This window comes from Qipengyuania sp. JB2-7 (genome assembly GCF_055693485.1).
The window spans coordinates 1,004,102-1,022,075 of sequence record NZ_CM146335.1 but is presented as its reverse complement, the minus strand read 5'-3'; the positions used below and the strand labels follow the sequence as shown (position 1 = coordinate 1,022,075).

The window sequence follows — 17,974 nt, the reverse complement described above, 5'->3', positions numbered from 1 at the left end:
CATTGTCAATCAATCTGGACTGATAGAATGAACTTTTTTTGTAATACCAGTTAGGTTAACCGATTTTGGCCGCTGCAAGAAAGCGTTCGCGGCTTTGCGAGGCCTTCTCCTGCACTTCAGCCAAAGCCAGTCTCTCGGTTGCTTCCAGCATTGCTTCGAGGAGCCGGTGGAAGTGCTCTCGCATCGCATTGCGTGCGCCGCTCGGGTCACGATCCTTCAACGCAAGGAAAACTGCGCGATGCTCCTCAGTGCGCGATTCCGCATCGTGCACGCAGACAGCCTCGTAAGTCGCCTTAACCTGCGGGATCTCCTCACGCATACGCCACAGTGACTTCACGGTATGCACCATGGCCGTATTGTTTGACGCCTCTGCGATCGTCAGGTGAAATTGCTGGTCCGCTTCATTTGCCAAAGCTTCGTCGCCAGACGCCATCTGGTCGATAAGTGCCGCAAGTTTTGCGATACCTTCGTCGGAGATATTGTGAGCCGCCAATGCTGCCGCCTCTGATTCGACCAACAAGCGGGCCTCGGTAACCTCAAACGCACTCGCCTTTGGCAGCGCACCGCCAGACATCGGACGATTCTCACTCACATAAACACCAGAGCCGGTCTTGATCTCCAAACGCCCAACTGCCTGCAAGGCGATCTCTGCCTCGCGAATTGTGACACGACTTACCCCAAGCTTCTCAGCGAGCTCGCGCTCTCCTGGCAAACGAGTGCCTGGTGCATACGCACCTTCATCGATGAGATTGGCAATCTGTTCAGCTACAGATTGGAAAAGTCTCTTCGTTGCCATTGTCCAAAACGCTCCGTGAGAGTTGTTTCGTTGAGTTCTATACCAATTTTCCTAATTGATTCATGCGCGCATGGCCAGAGTGGGGATAAGTGCTTGCGCAATCCAATCATATTGTACGTGCAATACCCCTCCCCCTAGAATTTGAACCGAACCCCAGCGAAGTAGCGCGGTCCATACACTTGGATCGCCCCAAAATCGTCCGGCGCGCCGCGGAAGTTTGTCCGTGGCTCGTTGAACAGATTGATGCCTTCCAATGTGAAGCGAACATTGTCGTTCAGTTTGAACGAAACACGCGCTTCAAACACACCTACATCATCAACATAGCGCACCCGGCCTGGCGTCGACACAAACTGCTGGAAGTAGTTACTGCGATACTTGTACACGCCTTGGAAATCGAACGGGCCGATTTCATAGTATGCCTGTGCAGACAGCACGTGTTTCGAGAAGCCGAACAGGTTGGAGGGCGGAATGAGCCCTTCCCGGGTGGTGATCGAGCCATCAAGGTTGATGAGCGTTAGCGCACCCAACGTGTCATCATCAAACTCGAAGTTTGAGTCTGCATAATTGTAGCTCAGTTTGAAGCCTAAGCCATCAAGTGGCGCTGGCAGATAGCTGAGACGATGTGCGGCTGTGATCTCAATCCCGTAAATGGTGCTGGTTTCATCGGTCGTGCGGGTATTACTTACCGCCGCGACAACTGGAACACCGTCGACCAGGAACTCCTCTTCCGTTGCGAAGGCCTCAAAGCCACCGTTGAAGCTTTTATAGTAAGCATTGAAGGCGAGGATCGTGTCGTCATTGGGATACCATTCCAGGCCCGCATCGATATTCCACGACATCAACGGATCAGTGAATGGATTGCCGACCGAAGTGACGACGTTGAGCGCCTCCTGAACAGTACCTTCGCCTTCATCTTCCTCATTCGCGGTATTGAACGAACGACCAAGGCCAAGTTCTGAAGGATCAGCCCGTGACATAGAGCGATAGAGGCCGAGCCGACCGAGCAGAGTCGGTGTGAATTCAGCCACGAGGTTAAGGCTCGGGAGCACTTCGGTGTAGGAGTTGTTCACGGTGATAGTCGACAGATTGTCGGTGTCTTCGATTAGAAACACAGTGCCCGGATCCTCACCAGGCGCCGTGGTGAACTGCGAGCGATAGCCTAGCGATCTCACGTCGGTTTTGACCAGACGTACACCGGCATTGCCACGGATCGGCGTTGAGCCAAGATCGCCGTCGAAGTTGGCCTGTACATACGCAGCGAAGGAGGCCTCATTCACATCGCTGTCCTGCGTCGTTCGAATGCTGCCGTCGGGATAAATCGGGATTCCATCGGCATCGAATTCAAGTCCCGATGGATCTTCACGCTCAAGTACGCGCGCGATGCAAAGTGCGTCGAACGTCGCGAACGTATTCGACGTTCCGATCACATTACCGTCAAGATCAACATTGGTGACGAGTGGGTTGCCACCAGAAACTGAGGAAAGAAAATCGGTTTCCGGGAAAGTTGTCCGACATTCCTGGTTAGCGACAAAGAGCGCGCCGGAACCATCTGTATCGTTGTAATTGATCTGATTGCGGTTCGGCCCGTTTGCACCGGGTACATCGCGATAGACGAGCTCCTGGAAGCGAGCGCCCGCCTGGATCGATGAAATGAAGCCATCCAGTTCGTAATTGAAATCACCGCGAAACGCCCAGATTTCATTGAAGCGATCCTGCTCCAGGTCGGCTCGCAAACGCGGGTCATTCGCAAACAGAGTGTAGTCAGTCACGTCGAAGTTCTGTGTGAAGAAATTCAGACCTTCAGAACCATTCTGGCGGATCAAAACCGCTGTCTCGATGCGGTCATCGGTACCGTTCGTCCGGCCAGCATTCGGGGTCTGATCACTCTCAAATGCTTCGGGGAAGAAAGGATTGCCATCGGCATCGGTGTTGCCAAAAATACTCTCACCATCTTCGGTGCGGAAGCGAATTTGAACCGCCTCCTCGATCCTCTCTGTGCGGGAGTAAGAAGCGTCGAGCGAAACGGTCAGCCGATCTACAGGGCGGAAATCCAACGACAGGCCACCGCCGAAATACTGCTCATCACGCTCAAGATACTCACTCACTGCCTCAACACGCTGCTCGTTGGTGAATTGGCGCAGAGCCCCACTCTCGGTGAAAATCAGCGGCAGGTCGATGCGGTTGGGATCACCCGGACCATCAATCCGGCGACCTTCTGCAAAGTTCAAATCGCTGCGTTGTTCACGAAACAGTCGATCTGAGTATTGCAGATCCAGATTGATATCTACATCTGGGCTAGGCTTGTATTGCACGGCACCAAAGAATGACTGGCGCGTGTCGTCGGTAATGTTCGTACGGAACGAGTAACTGTTGCGCGCAATGACGAAAGGCAGATCTACGCTGCCGTCACGTAAGCCATTGATCGTCCCACTGCTGGTGTCACAATTGCCATCGTCAAACACGCCATCGCTGGTCGTGCCGGGATCAAGCACACACGCGCGGATGGTGTTGGAAACATTAGCTTCCTGCTCTGGATTAGTCGTCTCGTTGCGCTGATACCCAAGCGAAATGCCCAGCTCGCCATCGCCAACGTTGAACTGATCGACATAGCTCAGAGTTCCGCGATAACCGAACTTTTGGAACCGCTGATCAGCGTCAATATCGAGGTTATCCGGATTGATGTTGAGCTTGAAATCGCCTTGAATCCGTTGCTTGCCAAAATCGAGCGGCTTGACGGTTTCCAAGGCAATTTGACCAGCAACACCGCCTTCGATGTAGCTTGCAGCCTGCGTCTTGTAGATACCGATCTTGTTAAACAGCTCAGATGGGAACTGGCTGAAATTGACCGACCTGTCGCCGCTACCATTGGACGCGATGCGGCCATTGATCACGGTGGAGCTGAGGAATGGGCCAAGCCCGCGAATGGAAATCTCCGTCGCGCCGCCTTGCTCACGGTGCGAACCCGCACCGGTCAGCGTTTCCAGCGCCTCACCGATTGATAGAGCCGGCAGGTCGCCAATTTCGTCCGATGACAGTGCATCGAAGACTTCGACCGCATTGCGCTTCTCATCAATGGAGCTCTGAATGGTCGCGCGTATTCCAGTGACCACAATGTCACCCTCTGCCTGGTCGGCACTATCCTGTGCGACTTCGGCATCCTGCGCCGCGGCTGGAACAGCCACTATCGCGGTACCGCTCATCAAACCGATCATTAAAAGTGAAGTGCGCGAGGCCTTACCGGCACGGGTACGCTTAAACGCCATTATATCCCTCCCCAGAGATTATCTGTTAGGCTGGACTTCGCAGGCCTGACCAATTGTGTCAAGCCGATTGGCATACCTATTTACCATATATGTCATACCAATTGAATTAGATTGTAAAAAAGGAACAGGCGCCACCGGGGAGATCGGTGACGCCTGCGATATTTCTAACCGATATTATCGGCGGAAATATTCCTTGTTTTAGAAGCTCAGCGTCGCACCGAACGTGATCCGACGATCAGGCAAACCCTGGAAGCAGAGCAGCGCATCGTTGTTCACACAGTACTGACTGATCTTTGATTTGGTCAGGTTTACCCCTTCCACGCCAATGCTCAGATAGTCAGTCACATCGTACACAATGCTGCCATTCAATTGGCCGCGCGCATCCGTTACGACCGGGAAGCCCAGTGTCGAGTTAAGCGATGCGCCAGCCGCCGTATCGAGTGTACGGAACTCATCACGCCATGTGTAACGAGCACGCGCAGATAACCCGTACTTCTCGTAATAGAGCGTCACGTTGTACGCGTTTTCTGAGAAATCGAGCAGACCTTGAACCGCCTCAACCGGCACGGCAATGCCCGGATTGATAGCCTGGAATATGTCCTCGCCACGACCCGAATTTTCGTTGGTCGCCTCGCCACCACCGAAGTCTTGGTAAGTGTAGTTTGCAAGGATACCGAAACCAGAGGCAAAGCCCAGAGTATCCTCAAATTGAGAGAGGTCATACTGGAACGCGATCTCAATACCGGTCTGCGTTGTGTTCGCGGTATCGTTGATGATTGTCTGAAGCGGTACGCATAGACCATTACCCGGCGTGGGCGACAGAACGTTACGGTCAGGGACCGGGTTGAAGATACCACCGCCCTCGCAAGGCGCAGTGATATCACGGAAGCCATTCGCGTCTTCAACCGCATCCTCAACCTGAGTCACGAACAGATTGGTCCGATCCTTGTGGAAGAACCCAACACTAAGCACTGATGATGGTGCGAAGTACCATGATAGTGACGCATCATATGACTGCACCGTTTCTGGCGCTAGATTGGGATTACCCAGCGCAACCGCGTTGTTCGGTCCGGTTGGGAACGACACTGAGAGCGACAAGTCATTAAAGTCAGGCCGATTGATGTCCTCGGTGTAGCTCGCACGGAACACAAGATCTTCGGTAAGATCGGCGATGAAGTTCACGCGCGGCATGAATTCGCTGTAGCTACCACTTGAGGTGACTGGTGAGGCCACGCCATTGGCAATCGCATTACCAAACGAGTCAATATCTGTGCTAACCCAGCGAAGGCCGATATTGCCGCGCACCGGTCCAGTTTCGAAATTCAGCTGACCGTAAAGCGCGTGAGTTTGCTCTTCGACCCGGAACGAAGCGCCCAGATTGCCAGAGGCATTTGGATCAAGATCAGCGAGCAACCGACCACCATCAGCGATGCGCGCCTGTCCACCTGGTGTTGCATCCAACGCAGCCTGCAAGGCAGCGAACACCGCATCACGATCAGAGAATGCCCGGTTTGGATCGATCACCACAAAGTTGCGGAAGGCCAGTTCGCGACCATCAAATGCCCCGAAATTGTCAGGGCCTGGAACAATCAAATCGCCAAGCGCTGAACCGCCGGGGCTATTTGCAATAGCGCCGGTGCCGAAGGTCGAGCGAAGCTGGTTAAACTCTGTTGAGCTATCGTTGAATCGATAGCCAGCATCGAATGATGTGAAGAACCCAAGAACACCATCCAGGTCGAGTGTCGTATCGATCCGGAACGCGTCTTCCTTGTTCTCGGTTGAGTTATTGCTGTTCGTAACCGCATCCAGCACCGTGTTGTTAGGATCGAGCAATTGCTCAACCGTCGGCGCGAACGGCGATGCGAAATCAATCCCAAATGTCAGCGCGCCGCCACGCAAATCATAAATGAACGGGACACTGTTATCGTTGCTGGAGCCGTCAAGCGGCGTCAGCGGGTTCGGGTTGATGAAGTTAAGCGTCGTGCTGAGGTTCGGGTTGGACGAATCTGATGTTGAGCGTGAAAGTTCAACCCGCGTCGTCAGACGCCCAGTCTCGAATTCCGTGCCCAGTCTATAGACTTCGCTAGTGGTTACCCGTGCGCCCGTATCGCTGGAAAAGCGCAGGTTCGGATCATCGTCGTCCTGGGCAAGATTTGGCTGAATAGTGCCGAACAATGCCGCCTCGATGCCGCCTAGAGCAACGCCGTCGAGCGAACCAAAGTTGATCGTTTCAAATCCATCCGGAACGTTCACGGTGTCAACCGCGCTCACGCCAGAGCCTTGAATACGCGAACTGTCCTGGCGACGCTCCTGATCGTTATAAATCATGTCGAAGAAGAACATCAGATCGTCGCTGGGCGCCCATTCGAGCGAACCCGCGAAGTTGATCGTCTCATATTCGAAATTCTCACGCTCCTGGTTAAGGAACTGGATGTTCAAAAATGGGAAGTCTGGGCCCGGCGCGCCAGCCGCAGTTACTGCCTGGCCAGCGTTGATCAAGTTATCGCGGTCAACCCGTGGGCGGAACGAAGTTGCCTCTTGCTCAGAATAGCTTGCGCTTAGCACTAAGCCAATCTCGCCACCACCAGTCGACCAGACATTGCCGAAGCTACCTGAAATGCGCGGCGTAACGCTGTCGGACAATTCGCTATATTCGCCCTGGGCACGGACCGAAAGGATCCGGTCGCTAATGTCGAGCGGACGGATGGTCCGCAAATTGACGGTACCACCCACGGAACCCTCAATCGTTGCTGCTGTCGGCGCCTTGATAACCTCAACAGAGCCAATGATGGCCGGATTGATATCTTCAAAGCTGATGCCGCCACGGCCCGTTCCAGCAGAAACTGTTTTCACGCCGTTGATAAGAACCTGGTTGTCATTCGTGCCGCGGATCTGAACCCCGGTACCAACACCTGCAGTACGCGTGATTTGAACGCCGGTAACATTCTCCAAAACCTCAGCAAGGTTTTGATCAGGCAACTTACCAATATCCTCCGCCTGAATGACCTCGACAATACTGTCTGCGTTGCGCTTCTCATTGAGAGCGCTCTGCAGTGAGCTGCGAATGCCGGTCACGATGATCGTGTTGTCTTCAGCGCCTTCAGCAGCAGGAGCTTGATCCTGCGCATGCGCAACATTGGGCAGCGCAACAGCCGCAAGAGCGGTGCTGGCAAGAAGCCTCATAGCTACAAGAGAAGTGCGAGCAGCCGTGCGGCTGCTTCCATTGGTATTCGACATTGCTCCCTCCCACGGAGTATTGTTTGTTTCGCATGGGATAAATCGCAGTCCACATTTGTCAACCGAAATTACATACCTCTGTGGAAATTTCTGTCATACCAATTTATCCAGCATAAACTCCAAAGCATGACGCCTCTGCAAGAAGGCAGGCAACGTGGTACCAGATGGCTCGGCGGCCATTCACGCTAGATCATCAGGTGCGAACGCGCGCGTTCTGAGTAAGTGTGGCAATCTCATTGCTGGCATGCTGCCACATTTCGCGTTAATCTCTCATCGGTCCATGGGGGTAATTGCAAATGGGAGCTGACTCGAACGAGAGAATTGTCGAGCGTGATGCCGCTGGACGTGTTTTCCTGAGTTATTCCCGAGACGACCGCAATGAGGCGCTAAAGGTCATCGCTCTGTTAGAGAGTGTAGGCCTGGACGTTTGGTGGGATGGCCTATTGGAGGGTGGAGAAAACTTCCTTCCCACAACAGAGGCCGCGCTTGAGGGCGCGGATTGCGTGGTTGTCTTGTGGTCGAAAATCTCGACAGAATCCCACTGGGTTCGCGATGAGGCACAAAGAGGGCGCGAGCGCAATTGCCTGGTCCCCATATCGATTGACGGCACTCAACCACCTTTGGGATTTCGCCAATTTCAAACCCTTGATGCCGGACGATGGTCAGGCAAGGCGGGCACTGCTGAGGCTGAGCAGATATTGGCTGCGGTCATGGCGCAATGCGGAAGACCGAACGAACATGGCGCGCGTAAGCCAGACACCACAGCGAAACCTTTACTCAGCAGGCGTCAGCTAGCCACTGGCGGCGCTGCCTTGGTCGGGGTCTCGGCACTGGCGGCAATCGGCTTGAATCTGCGCGAAGGTGGCGGCGGCGGGTTGATCTCCTTAGCGGTGATACCCTTTGCGAATCTCTCTGGTAATCCGGAGCAGGTGTGGTTCTCAGGGGGCTTGTCGAACGAACTGCGCGCAGCGTTAGTACGAAACCCGCGACTGCGTGTGTCCGCCCCAGCGTCATCAGCTGCGGCTGAAGAACAATCCGATGATGAATTCACGCTGGGCCGCAGGCTGGGCGTGGCAAACCTGCTGCGCGGTAGCGTGCAAATGGCGGATGGTGTGATCCGCATTTCTGCTGAACTAGTACAAGTCAAAGACGGCCTGGTACGCTGGGCAGAGAGCTTTGACAGAAAGTTTGAGGATGTCCTGACGCTCCAGTCAGAAATTGCCTCGACAGTTACGGTTGCTCTGGTCGCAGAGATGGTCGGCGAAGCCGAGTTAGAGGAAACCCTCGCAGAGCAAGCTGGCGTCGGCGGTACTGAAAGTGTCACCGCCTATGAGGCGTATCTGCGGGGCAAGGCATTCTATGATTTGTCGTCAGGAGAGGAAAATGACCGTACTGCATTGGCTCAGTTTGATGCTGCAATCGCGGCTGATCCAGATTTCGCAAAGGCACATGCAATGCGCTCCACAATGCTCGCGGCAGTTGCCAATGCGACGCCGCAGGCGGACGAGGTTAGGCGGCTTTATGATGATGCGATTGCCTCCGCTCAGCGAGCGATTGACCTAGCACCCGATCTGGCTACAGCCCATCTGGCCAAGGCGTTTGTTCTGAACAATGGCCGCCTTGATCGGGCTGCGGCGAGCCCCCACTATGAACGCGCGAGAGAGCTTGCTCCCGGCGATGCAGATGTCCAGCGGTCAGTCGCGACATTTATGGCTTATGGCGACCAGCAGGCAGAAGCGCAGGAAATCATTTCAAATGTTCTGGCGCTTGATCCGCTGAATGCGCGGGCCTTTAGAACGGCGGGATACATCGCGCTGCTTTCGCGCGATTACCCCGGTACAATAGCCCAGATAGAGCGGGCATTGAAGCTCAATCACGAGCTTGCCAGTGCGTACTACGCCATTGGCAGCGCTCAATATCTTCAGGGATCATTTGACGCTGCATTGAAGAGTTATGGTCAGGAACCGGTGCAAATATTCGCTCAGACCGGCGCAGCACTCGCGCATCATAAGTTAGGGAATGAGCAGGCAGCACTCGCCGCCAATGCCAAACTGATTGAGACGTATGGCGATGCGAGCCTCTATCAGCAGGCTCAGATTCAGGCGCAGTGGGGAAATTTGGACGAAGCCCTCACCTTGTTGGAAAGTGCCGTTGCAGCTGAGGATTCCGGCCTGCTCTTTTTGCCTAACGACCCAATGCTCGATCCGCTTCGCAAGATCCCAGCGTTTTCACGTTTGCAAAAAACGCTCACTGCATGATAGCCTCAGATACGGGCGCAGGTTGAAAACCTTCAAATGCGAAACACGGGGAAGAATATGAAAAATACTATGGGAATTATTGGCGTTGCGGCGGCTATGGCGCTCACTGCTTGCGCGGGCGGCGAAGCCGAGGCTGAGACCGAAACAGTGGAAGAGGCCGCAACCGACGAAGCGGAAGAGGCGATGGAAAGCATGGACGCTGACGCTTCTGTAGAGGCTTCGGAAGACGGTGCCGTGGAGACATCCAGCGAAGACGACTTGGATCCAACCGGCAACCCGATTGGCCCCAGCCGCTCAGAAGGTTGATTTTACGTACATTACGCGCCCGCTCGGCTTAGGCTGGGCGGGCGTTTGCTTTCGCAGCTGGCAGCCTATCTCACACCTGGAACATAAGACGTAATCCAGTTTTTAACCTTTGCGACACGGGTATATTGGCTTGGGATGCCGGTTGAACCACATTTCTTCCCGGCACTGACTACGCCGATCAGCGTGGGCCTGCGGCTCTGATCTCCGTAATAGACCAGCGGACCACCGCTATCTCCAAAACAAGTCTGCTGATAGTTTCGCCCGCCCGCGCACAAGGCTGCGTGGAGTAGGTTTCCACGAAACTTCGTCCGGCGCGTGCAGGCACCTTCGCTGCGCAGCTGCATTTTCACACCTTGCAGATAATCAGTCGATTGGCTGTTTTGGGCCTCGGTCCATCCCCAGCCATAGGAATATGCGGGCATCCCGTTGGCGATGCGCCGCTTGCCAACCTTAAGGGGGTCGAGTTTGATTGCGGAAATCTTATTGGTCTTACCCGGCGCAGTGCCTGCGCGGTGATCATACTGCACCAAAGCGATATCGTAGACGTACCGATTGTTCCGATTATATCGCGGGTGCGGGATTGCCCTTATGATAGGATAGCTGATCCCTTCTGCATTGCGCGGATTATAAACCCCCAACCTGATCCGATGGCCACCGGTTCGCACTCTGGTACCATTGTCCGTCAGACAGTGCGCAGCGGTCAGCACCCATCCCTTGGCGATGAGCGAGCCCCCGCATAGCACGCGGTCTGCCTCACTCAGAGTTTGCCCATTGAGGCGCTTGGGGCGCCACAGCAAAGCTTGCCAAGGTGCCTGCCCCGGACGCAGGCGATAGCTGCCGACGCTAGCGGCCTCAGTGGGGCAATTTTCTTGAGCGTAGACCTTGCCGCGAAAGCGTTCACGCGATTCCACGCACTTGCCCAGCTCCTCTGGTATGTCATCGACAACAAAGCGCTCCTGTGGCACTTGCGTTGGCTCGTCTGCATTCTCAGGCGGAATAAATTGCTCATCTGCAATCGCGATCCGCGCCTCTGGGACGATGCCGCTAAAACCCACTTCGCGAACACATGCCGCCTCCATGCCGGCGGTGCAAAGCTGGTTGAACAGACGCCCAGCACGCTTTGTGTCCACGACCGCCCAACTGCCTTTTTCGTATATCTCGGCGAGCGTAAAGCAACTGGCCAAATCCTCTGTGCTGCAAGCCTTTTCCAGCATATTGACCACTCGCGCTGCGTCATTGACATCGTCTCTGCTCAATCGCTCTCGCATTGCATTCGCCGCATCACCGCAAGCATTCACAGCGCCATTGAGACAGCTCCATTCCAAGTATTGAATGGCGGCATCCATATCGGTCTCTGGTGAGGAATAAACTGCGAGTGCCCGCCCCAAATCTGCACAGGCCTGAACCTCATCAGGCCCACATGATACCCGCAGCGCAGGTGAAACACGGAGAGCTTCCGCGACTTCGCAATAGGAGCCCTTGGTGGTGCACACATAATCATAATACGCAACCGCGCGATCACGATCTGGTGACACGCCGATCCCCTGTAACACTCGCCGACTTGCCTCGCGGCATGACCAAACATCCCCCAAATAGCAGGCCAGATGCTGGTACTCGCCGATCTGCCACTCATCACGGTAAGGTTGCTTGCTAAGCTCAGTCACCGCGCGTGTGCACGCGCCAAGAACGTTCAGGCGGCACTGCGCATCAAGGATGGCCATCGCTCGTATGTGGTTGTCACTCCACTGCTCTTGGAGAAAAATGGTATCCGCCACGTACAGGCAGGCATCGCTGCCACCTGCATCGCACGCCGCTTGTGCGACGGCATCTGAACGCGCCGGATCAGGCTCTCCCAGACGATCAGTCCGCAAAAGCTCAGCCAAATCCTTGCATGCGGCGAGATCACCCAGATCGCAGCCCCGCTCAAAAGCCACACTGGCTAGCGGGGCATTGGTCGGGCTGCCGCCCTCACCAAGGTGAAACCTGCCCAGCGCCCCGCAACCCTTTGCCAAACCGGCATCGCAGGCATCACCAAACAGGATCGCGGCAATGTCACCAATCTGGCCAACGCCCTCTCCGCGAAGGTAAGCATAGCCTGCAGCAACGCAGGCCTCAGCATCGCCGCGATCGCAAGCCTTGCGGTTCTTGCGTGCGGCTCGCTTGGCAAATCGCAACTCTTCGTCGCTGAAGTTATTCCTGATGAGGGCGCTGGTTCGCTGCTGCGTCTGCGCTTCCGATTCATTCGCATGCACGATCTGGGGCGCGCTTAACAACATCAGCAAGGCGAGCAATCTAACGGCGCAGTTCAGCGTCCAGTTCGCGATCAACTTCACGGCCACCATCGCTCATCCCCCCAACGGTTATTAAAACGCAGCGACCATGTGTTGTAGTTTTGGCGGGTGCAGCAGAGTTCCAAGCGCTGGTCAAGAGCAGGTAAGCCGCAGATTGCTCGCCAGCCAGACCGTGCTAGAGCTAGCGTCATGGATGGGGAGCCTTCAGTGGATCATGCGTTTGCAGCGCCGGCACGCACGCTCTCAATTGGTGTAACCGGGCACCGCGAGGGCAATACGGCATTTGACACCAATCGCAGCGCAATTGAGCAAGCGATCAAGAAACTGCTTGCGTCAATTATTGAGCGGATGGCAACTGCGCAGTCGCAACCTTCGGTCAGAGTGGTAACGAATCTCGCCAATGGATCTGACCTGCTGGCCGCGCAGATCGCTCAAGGTCTGGAGGTCGACGTCCTCGCACCCCTACCTTTCGGCGCCAATCTCAATTGTGCGATAAATATGCTACGCGTTGATTGGGCCAAGGCGAAGCGGATTAGCGAAGGCCAGCCGCCGACAGATACATCAGAACGTCGCAATTGGGATGCGCTGAGGTTGGCTCACGAAAACGCCACTTGTTTTGAGTTGTGTGATCAAGACCGCGCTATTCAGCATTATCTCTCCGAGCTCATCGAGCACGAAGACAATCGCAAGCTCTTGCAAGAATTTGAGAGCTTAGTCGGCAAGCGGACCAAGCTCGCAAGCCGTATAACGGTTGAACAATCCGATATCTTGCTCGCGATCTGGGATGGAACTTCGCCGACCGCAACGGGCGGAACACGCGATACCATGGCCGAGGCATTGGCAGTCGAAGTGCCTGTCATATGGCTCGATGCTCGTGATCCGACGCGGCTTTGCTGGCTGGAAGATGTGGGCGATCTCGCCATAGTCGGTGAGCGCAACACGCCAGTCGACAGCGAGGCGATGCTCGACCTTGTCTACCAGAATATCGATGCCGATTGGCAGGTCATGGAGACCGCGAAGGGGCAATTACACCCTGATGCGTGGCGCCCTCAGTCAAAGAGGCGTTTTCACGCATATCGGCGCATTGAGAACATGTTCGCAGGTAACGGCGCGCCTTTCGCATCGGTAAAGCAAGTTTACGAAACGCCTGAGGCTGCGGCGGTCGGCGGCAGCGAGACCATGATTGGTAAGATTAGTTCGCTGCTTTCTTCTGCCCCGGATACCCTCCAGACACTGGCCACGAACGTAGTTGCACGATTTGCAGCTGCGGATGGTATCTCGACCTACCTGTCAGATGCCTATCGCGGGGGAATGGTCGCAAGCTTTCTCCTGTCTGCGGCAGCCATCATAGGCGGTGTTGCTTATCTCCCGCTGGTCGGATCCGAGGGCAAGTGGCCATTTGCATTGCTCGAACTGGGCCTCCTGCTCGCCATTGTCGCGATTACAATCGCCGGTGTACGCGGACAGTGGCATCGCCGGTGGTTCCAGACGCGGCGTGCGGCGGAATATCTACGCCATGCACCAATCATGGTTGCGATCGGCTGCCTCCGCCCGCGTGGGCATTGGCCATCATCGCCCGATACACGGTGGCCCGAACTATATGCTCGCGAGATCGTGAAAGGCGTAGGATTGCCTCAGCTTGAGATTACGCAGACATATCTCAAGGCGCATTTGCGCGATGTCCTGCGGCCATTCTTTGTGGCGCAAAAGGAATATCACGAAAGCAAAGCAGTGAGGCTCGAACGGGTGCATCACAATCTCGACCGGATGTCGGAAGCGCTGTTCATCATGGCTATCGTGTCGGTGAGCGCATACTTGTTACTGAAACTTGCGGCGGTAACGGGAATAGTCAGTCTCGGCGTCCCTTACAGCGTAAGCAAACTGACGACGTTTCTCGGTGTGGCCTTTCCGACCTTGGGCGCAGCCATTGCGGGGATCCGTTACTTCGGCGATTTTGAAAGGTTTGCAGGGATTTCAGAAGTGACCGCCTCCAAGCTCGAGCGTCTCATTCGCCGTTCGGATCTTTTGCTCGAAGGACAGGAGAAAGACTTGAGCTATGAGGATTTCGTGGATCTGACACGCAAGATGGATGATGTGGTGGTCGACGAAATCGCGAGCTGGCAATCCATTTTTGGAACCAAGAAAATGTCGGTGCCAGTTTAGCGAGATTTGCCAGGCTTTCTGGGCCGGTAATTGGCGGTGCTGTTAGCCTGAAGTGAACTCGTCTTTGATTGACGGAGCTCGCCGCCCCTCCGGTCAATAAGCTACACTGGTCCGACAACATCCTGCGAGAATATTCCCTACAAATAGAGCTATCCAATTGTACAAAGGTCGAAATAAAAGCGGCCCGACATTGCTGCCGAGCCGCTTCTCTTTCCTGGGAGAGGAAAGCACTAGAAGGTGTAGCGCAGGCCGAAACGATAGATCCGTCCGGTATTCGACACCAGTAGTGTACGATCATTCGGAGCTCCGCCCAGAGACAGATCCTCTCCGGCAATCGCATTTGGTACAGCCTGATCAGCCTCCAGCACTGCATAGTCGCGGCGCACAGAGTTCTAGCAGGTTAACTGCTTGAAAATTGAAAGCCAGATTGTCTGTGATTTGAATACCGCCGGAAACATCGAGGGAATCGAACCCCTCACTATACCGCCGTGTACCACCGAGTTCAGGTGCGGAGGAACGGAGGAAGTCAGAGCGTGTGTTGTAGGCAACACGAAGCTGCACTCCATCCTTCTCGTAAAAGCCTGTGACGTTGAACGTATGCCGCGACGTGTTCGGCAGCGGTGCTGCGCGGAATGTCGTTTCATTGCCCAAGACATCAGTGATCGTCTGCTCTTCAACTTCCGAGTCCGCGTAAGTGTAGTTCGCAATGAAGCCGAGACCGCTCAACAACCCGGGAAGGTAAGTGAAGTTGTGCTGCAATGAAATCTCAGCACCTCGGACAAAAGCATTGGCCGCATTGATTGGACGGTTGAACTGCACAAGCTCGCACTCACGAAGCATGTTCGGATCCGAGAGTGACAGATCGAGCACACGGTTTGGCAAGCACTCGTTCAAAGGCTGCGCGTCTGGTGTAAAGGGAAGCAGCAGGCTCGACGCAGACGGCTCGAAACCGCTATCTGGATTGAATACCCCGTTGGCATCAAACAACAGGTTGCGGAAATCACGGATGTAGAATGTCTCTGACGCTGTGCGCTCTGCATCTTTGATGCTCTTGTTGTACAGCGCGACCGAGAACAGCGAATTGTTATCGAAGTACCATTCGATAGACAAATCGAGGTTGTCGGACAGGAACGGCCTCAATTGCGGGTTACCTGAGCTTGCAAACGAGTTCGCAAAAGTGTTCTCGTTGAACAGGAAGTTTGGACGCAGACGGTCAATGTTCGGACGCGCCATTGTTCGTGACGCAGCGAACCGAATAACCAGATCTTCTGCAGCCAACCAGTTGAGGTTCAACGAAGGCAGGAAGTTGTCGTAGCTAAATGTGTCTGATGCATCGACAGCTTCGAGATCGACAAAGCCTGGATCATTGCGATCCAGAAGGTCCGCTCCGAGCACGTTTACGATCGCAGCCTGTGCTTCTGCGAGCGTGGCTGTGTTGTTGGGATCACCCGCCCCAAAGAATCCGAAAAACTCAAGGTTTTCAGGGCGGTCAGCGAACTGCAGGAAACTGGGTGTCGGCAACGAACCGCCCAAGACATCAACATTCGTTTTAACCCAACGTGCGCCGATATCACCGAAAACACGGCCATTCGCGAGTTCGTAGTTCGCCAGCAAGTAGCCGCCATAAACCTCGAGTCCGAGATCGCGGAAGTCACGACCATCAGGCGAAGTTATGCCAGCATCACCCCGTTCTGCCTGCAACGCCTCGCGAAGCAAGAAGGGATCAAACTGAACAATACCATCGGTAATGCTGTCGCGCGGCAACCCGATTCGCTCGCCAAACCCGTTTGTAAGGGCCTGCCCGCCAGTTACGAATGGGCGAATATCTGCGCGTGGATCGCCAAAATCGAACCGGCTAAGAAAGCTGTTAGTCTGACGTTGCACACGGTTCCGGTCTTCCCATTTGAAACCAGCTTCGACCGTCGTGAATGGGCCAATGTTCGCGTCCCAATCGACGTCAAAGAACAGCGAAGAAGCCCTATCGTCGATGGCACGATCTCGCGAGTTGATCGAACCAATGTCAAACTCGAACGGATCATCGATAATCGCAAGGTTCGGATTTGCTTCATTGGTCCCGCCAAGGGTGCGGTTCGCGACGGTGTCGCTCAAGAAAATGCTGCAAATCTGGCCGGGAGTACAGTCGAAGCCCTTGGTCAGGCCAGGGCGTTGGCGAAAACCATTGAGAGAATTGTTGTCCGGCGTCTGTGGGTTCGGCCCACCCGCCTGGTTTTCAATTTGTGCGGTTGCAAAAATGTAGTCGTTGTCGCGGCCTTTACTGTCAGAATGACCACCTGAAAGATTGAAAGTAAAATCACCTGCCTGATGCTCGACATTGAAACCGAGAACGATAGTTTCTTCATCAATATCCTCAAACTCGGTGACCGTACCGGATGTATCCCGGATTACGCGCATTGCCTGGACCGAAGCCATTCGAAGTCGCACGATAATTCAAAAGCGTCGAATTGTTCGGGTCATAGAAGTTCTCAGTTCCCTGCCATAGCGGAAAGAACTGAGGTGCGGCGCGGATGGCGATCTGATCGTTATTACGAACACGGTTGGTGTGCGTATAAGTCGCGTCGATCTGAATATCGGTCCTGCTCGACGGCTGCCACTGGATTGAGCCGGTGATGTTGTTGCGCGTCGTTTCAAAAAACTGCTGCTGATATGCGACCTCAAACGGCAGGAGTATCCGGATTTCATCTTCTGGATTCGGACCATCAAATTCCAATTGGCCCGTTTCGATATTGGTTATGCCACCCGACAAGAGCTCCACACCCGCTCCGTTGACAAACGGATCCCGAATATTGTTCGTGGCTTCATAGCGAGGAATATTAAGTGCATCGCGACGACCCGAATTGCGCTCAGACGTTGCAACCAACGAGATACCAATCGTGTCGTTTGCCAGTTTTTCAGAAAAAGCAGCGTTGAAGCGGTAATCACCGCCGAAAATATCGTTGCCTACATTAAAGTTCTCATCTGCGAATGGAGAATATCTGGCCTGAAGATCAATCACTCGCCGATCTTCTTTAACGCCAAGTGGCTTGAAAGTTTGCAACCGGATCGTCGCACCCAGACTCCCTTCGTTATCATCCGCGCTCGCAGTCTTGGCAATCTCGATCCGGGACAAAATGTCAGAGGTAAAGGCGCTGAAGTCGACAGCCTGACCGGCACTGCCGTTGCGGACATCACCAGCTGCGTTGGTTACCGTTACACCGTTTAGAGTGACGTTGTTAAGGTTCGCGTCGACACCACGCACGGTAACGGTTGTCCCTTCGCCATCTGCACGGTCGATCGAAACACCCGTGACACGCTGAAGAGCCTCCGCAATATTCTGATCGGACGATTTACCGATGTCCTCGGCGTTGATCCCGTCAACGATGTTACCGGAAGAACGCTTCGCGTCGAGAGCATCGGCCAGGGAGCGGCGAAAACCTGTTACGATAATCGTGTTTTCAGTTTCCTCACCTTCAGCGACATTTGTTTGCGCCTCATCCGCGCTTTGGGCGTATGCTGGGGCCGCCATGCAGGCCATGGCGGCGATTGACACACCGGCGAGCAAACTCGCCGCTCGACCAGGATTGGTTCCAAGGTTGTTGATGGTTCGCATTATTCTCTCCCATTTTTTGTTGGCCTATTTGCAAGGCTCAATCTCTTTGGTGC

Annotated in this window: 9 protein-coding genes; 3 read left to right on the top strand and 6 right to left on the bottom strand. The window is 54.7% G+C overall.

The window, feature by feature from the left end:
• Positions 1–55: 55 nt before the first annotated feature.
• The 3 genes from ACZ1GM_RS04985 to ACZ1GM_RS04975 all read right to left on the bottom strand — a co-directional run bounded on the left by ACZ1GM_RS04985 (position 56) and on the right by ACZ1GM_RS04975 (position 7,296).
• Positions 56–796: a FadR/GntR family transcriptional regulator gene (locus ACZ1GM_RS04985; RefSeq protein ID WP_472678038.1), complete on the bottom strand. Its 741-nt coding sequence runs from the start codon at positions 794–796 to the stop codon at positions 56–58.
• A 134-nt stretch (positions 797–930) separates the two neighbouring features.
• Positions 931–4,059 (bottom strand): TonB-dependent receptor, encoded by a 3,129-nt coding sequence (locus ACZ1GM_RS04980; protein ID WP_472678037.1) that lies wholly within the window; start codon positions 4,057–4,059, stop codon positions 931–933.
• Positions 4,060–4,257: 198 nt separating this feature from the next.
• Positions 4,258–7,296, bottom strand: coding sequence for a TonB-dependent receptor (locus ACZ1GM_RS04975; RefSeq protein ID WP_472678036.1), 3,039 nt, complete (start codon positions 7,294–7,296; stop codon positions 4,258–4,260).
• Positions 7,297–7,592: 296 nt separating this feature from the next.
• Here ACZ1GM_RS04975 and ACZ1GM_RS04970 point away from each other — a divergent pair, with 296 nt between their 5' ends.
• Both ACZ1GM_RS04970 and ACZ1GM_RS04965 read left to right on the top strand, forming a co-directional pair.
• Entirely contained in the window at positions 7,593–9,554 is a 1,962-nt protein-coding gene (locus ACZ1GM_RS04970; RefSeq protein ID WP_472678035.1) for a TIR domain-containing protein, read from the top strand.
• Positions 9,555–9,611: 57 nt separating this feature from the next.
• On the top strand, positions 9,612–9,860 hold the full coding sequence (locus ACZ1GM_RS04965; protein ID WP_472678034.1) for a hypothetical protein: 249 nt from the start codon (positions 9,612–9,614) through the stop codon (positions 9,858–9,860).
• Between the two features lie 65 nt (positions 9,861–9,925).
• Here ACZ1GM_RS04965 and ACZ1GM_RS04960 read toward each other — a convergent pair whose 3' ends face one another.
• Entirely contained in the window at positions 9,926–12,202 is a 2,277-nt protein-coding gene (locus tag ACZ1GM_RS04960; RefSeq protein ID WP_472678033.1) for a trypsin-like serine protease, read from the bottom strand.
• A gap of 156 nt (positions 12,203–12,358) precedes the next feature.
• On the opposite strand from ACZ1GM_RS04960, the gene ACZ1GM_RS04955 reads away from it, so the two are divergent.
• Positions 12,359–14,314 (top strand): hypothetical protein, encoded by a 1,956-nt coding sequence (locus ACZ1GM_RS04955; RefSeq protein ID WP_472678032.1) that lies wholly within the window; start codon positions 12,359–12,361, stop codon positions 14,312–14,314.
• 354 nt (positions 14,315–14,668) lie between these two features.
• Here the strand turns inward: ACZ1GM_RS04955 and ACZ1GM_RS04950 are convergent, their stop codons facing one another.
• Both ACZ1GM_RS04950 and ACZ1GM_RS04945 read right to left on the bottom strand, forming a co-directional pair.
• On the bottom strand, positions 14,669–16,744 hold the full coding sequence (locus ACZ1GM_RS04950) for a TonB-dependent receptor domain-containing protein (RefSeq protein ID WP_472678031.1): 2,076 nt from the start codon (positions 16,742–16,744) through the stop codon (positions 14,669–14,671).
• Positions 16,683–17,921, bottom strand: a complete 1,239-nt coding sequence (locus ACZ1GM_RS04945) for a TonB-dependent receptor plug domain-containing protein (protein ID WP_472678030.1) — start codon at positions 17,919–17,921, stop codon at positions 16,683–16,685. The genes ACZ1GM_RS04950 and ACZ1GM_RS04945 overlap by 62 nt, the downstream gene beginning before the upstream one ends.
• Positions 17,922–17,974: the final 53 nt, after the last annotated feature.

What these genes read in the sequence shown, in the direction of transcription:
- ACZ1GM_RS04965 (WP_472678034.1), top strand. Translation starts at nt 9,612, where the DNA reads ATGAAAAATACTATGGGAATTATTGGCGTTGCGGCGGCTATGGCGCTC.
- ACZ1GM_RS04985 (WP_472678038.1), bottom strand. Translation starts at nt 796, where the DNA reads ATGGCAACGAAGAGACTTTTCCAATCTGTAGCTGAACAGATTGCCAAT.
- ACZ1GM_RS04975 (WP_472678036.1), bottom strand. Translation starts at nt 7,296, where the DNA reads ATGTCGAATACCAATGGAAGCAGCCGCACGGCTGCTCGCACTTCTCTT.
- ACZ1GM_RS04970 (WP_472678035.1), top strand. Translation starts at nt 7,593, where the DNA reads ATGGGAGCTGACTCGAACGAGAGAATTGTCGAGCGTGATGCCGCTGGA.
- ACZ1GM_RS04960 (WP_472678033.1), bottom strand. Translation starts at nt 12,202, where the DNA reads ATGGTGGCCGTGAAGTTGATCGCGAACTGGACGCTGAACTGCGCCGTT.
- ACZ1GM_RS04945 (WP_472678030.1), bottom strand. Translation starts at nt 17,921, where the DNA reads ATGCGAACCATCAACAACCTTGGAACCAATCCTGGTCGAGCGGCGAGT.
- ACZ1GM_RS04950 (WP_472678031.1), bottom strand. Translation starts at nt 16,744, where the DNA reads ATGGCTTCGGTCCAGGCAATGCGCGTAATCCGGGATACATCCGGTACG.
- ACZ1GM_RS04980 (WP_472678037.1), bottom strand. Translation starts at nt 4,059, where the DNA reads ATGGCGTTTAAGCGTACCCGTGCCGGTAAGGCCTCGCGCACTTCACTT.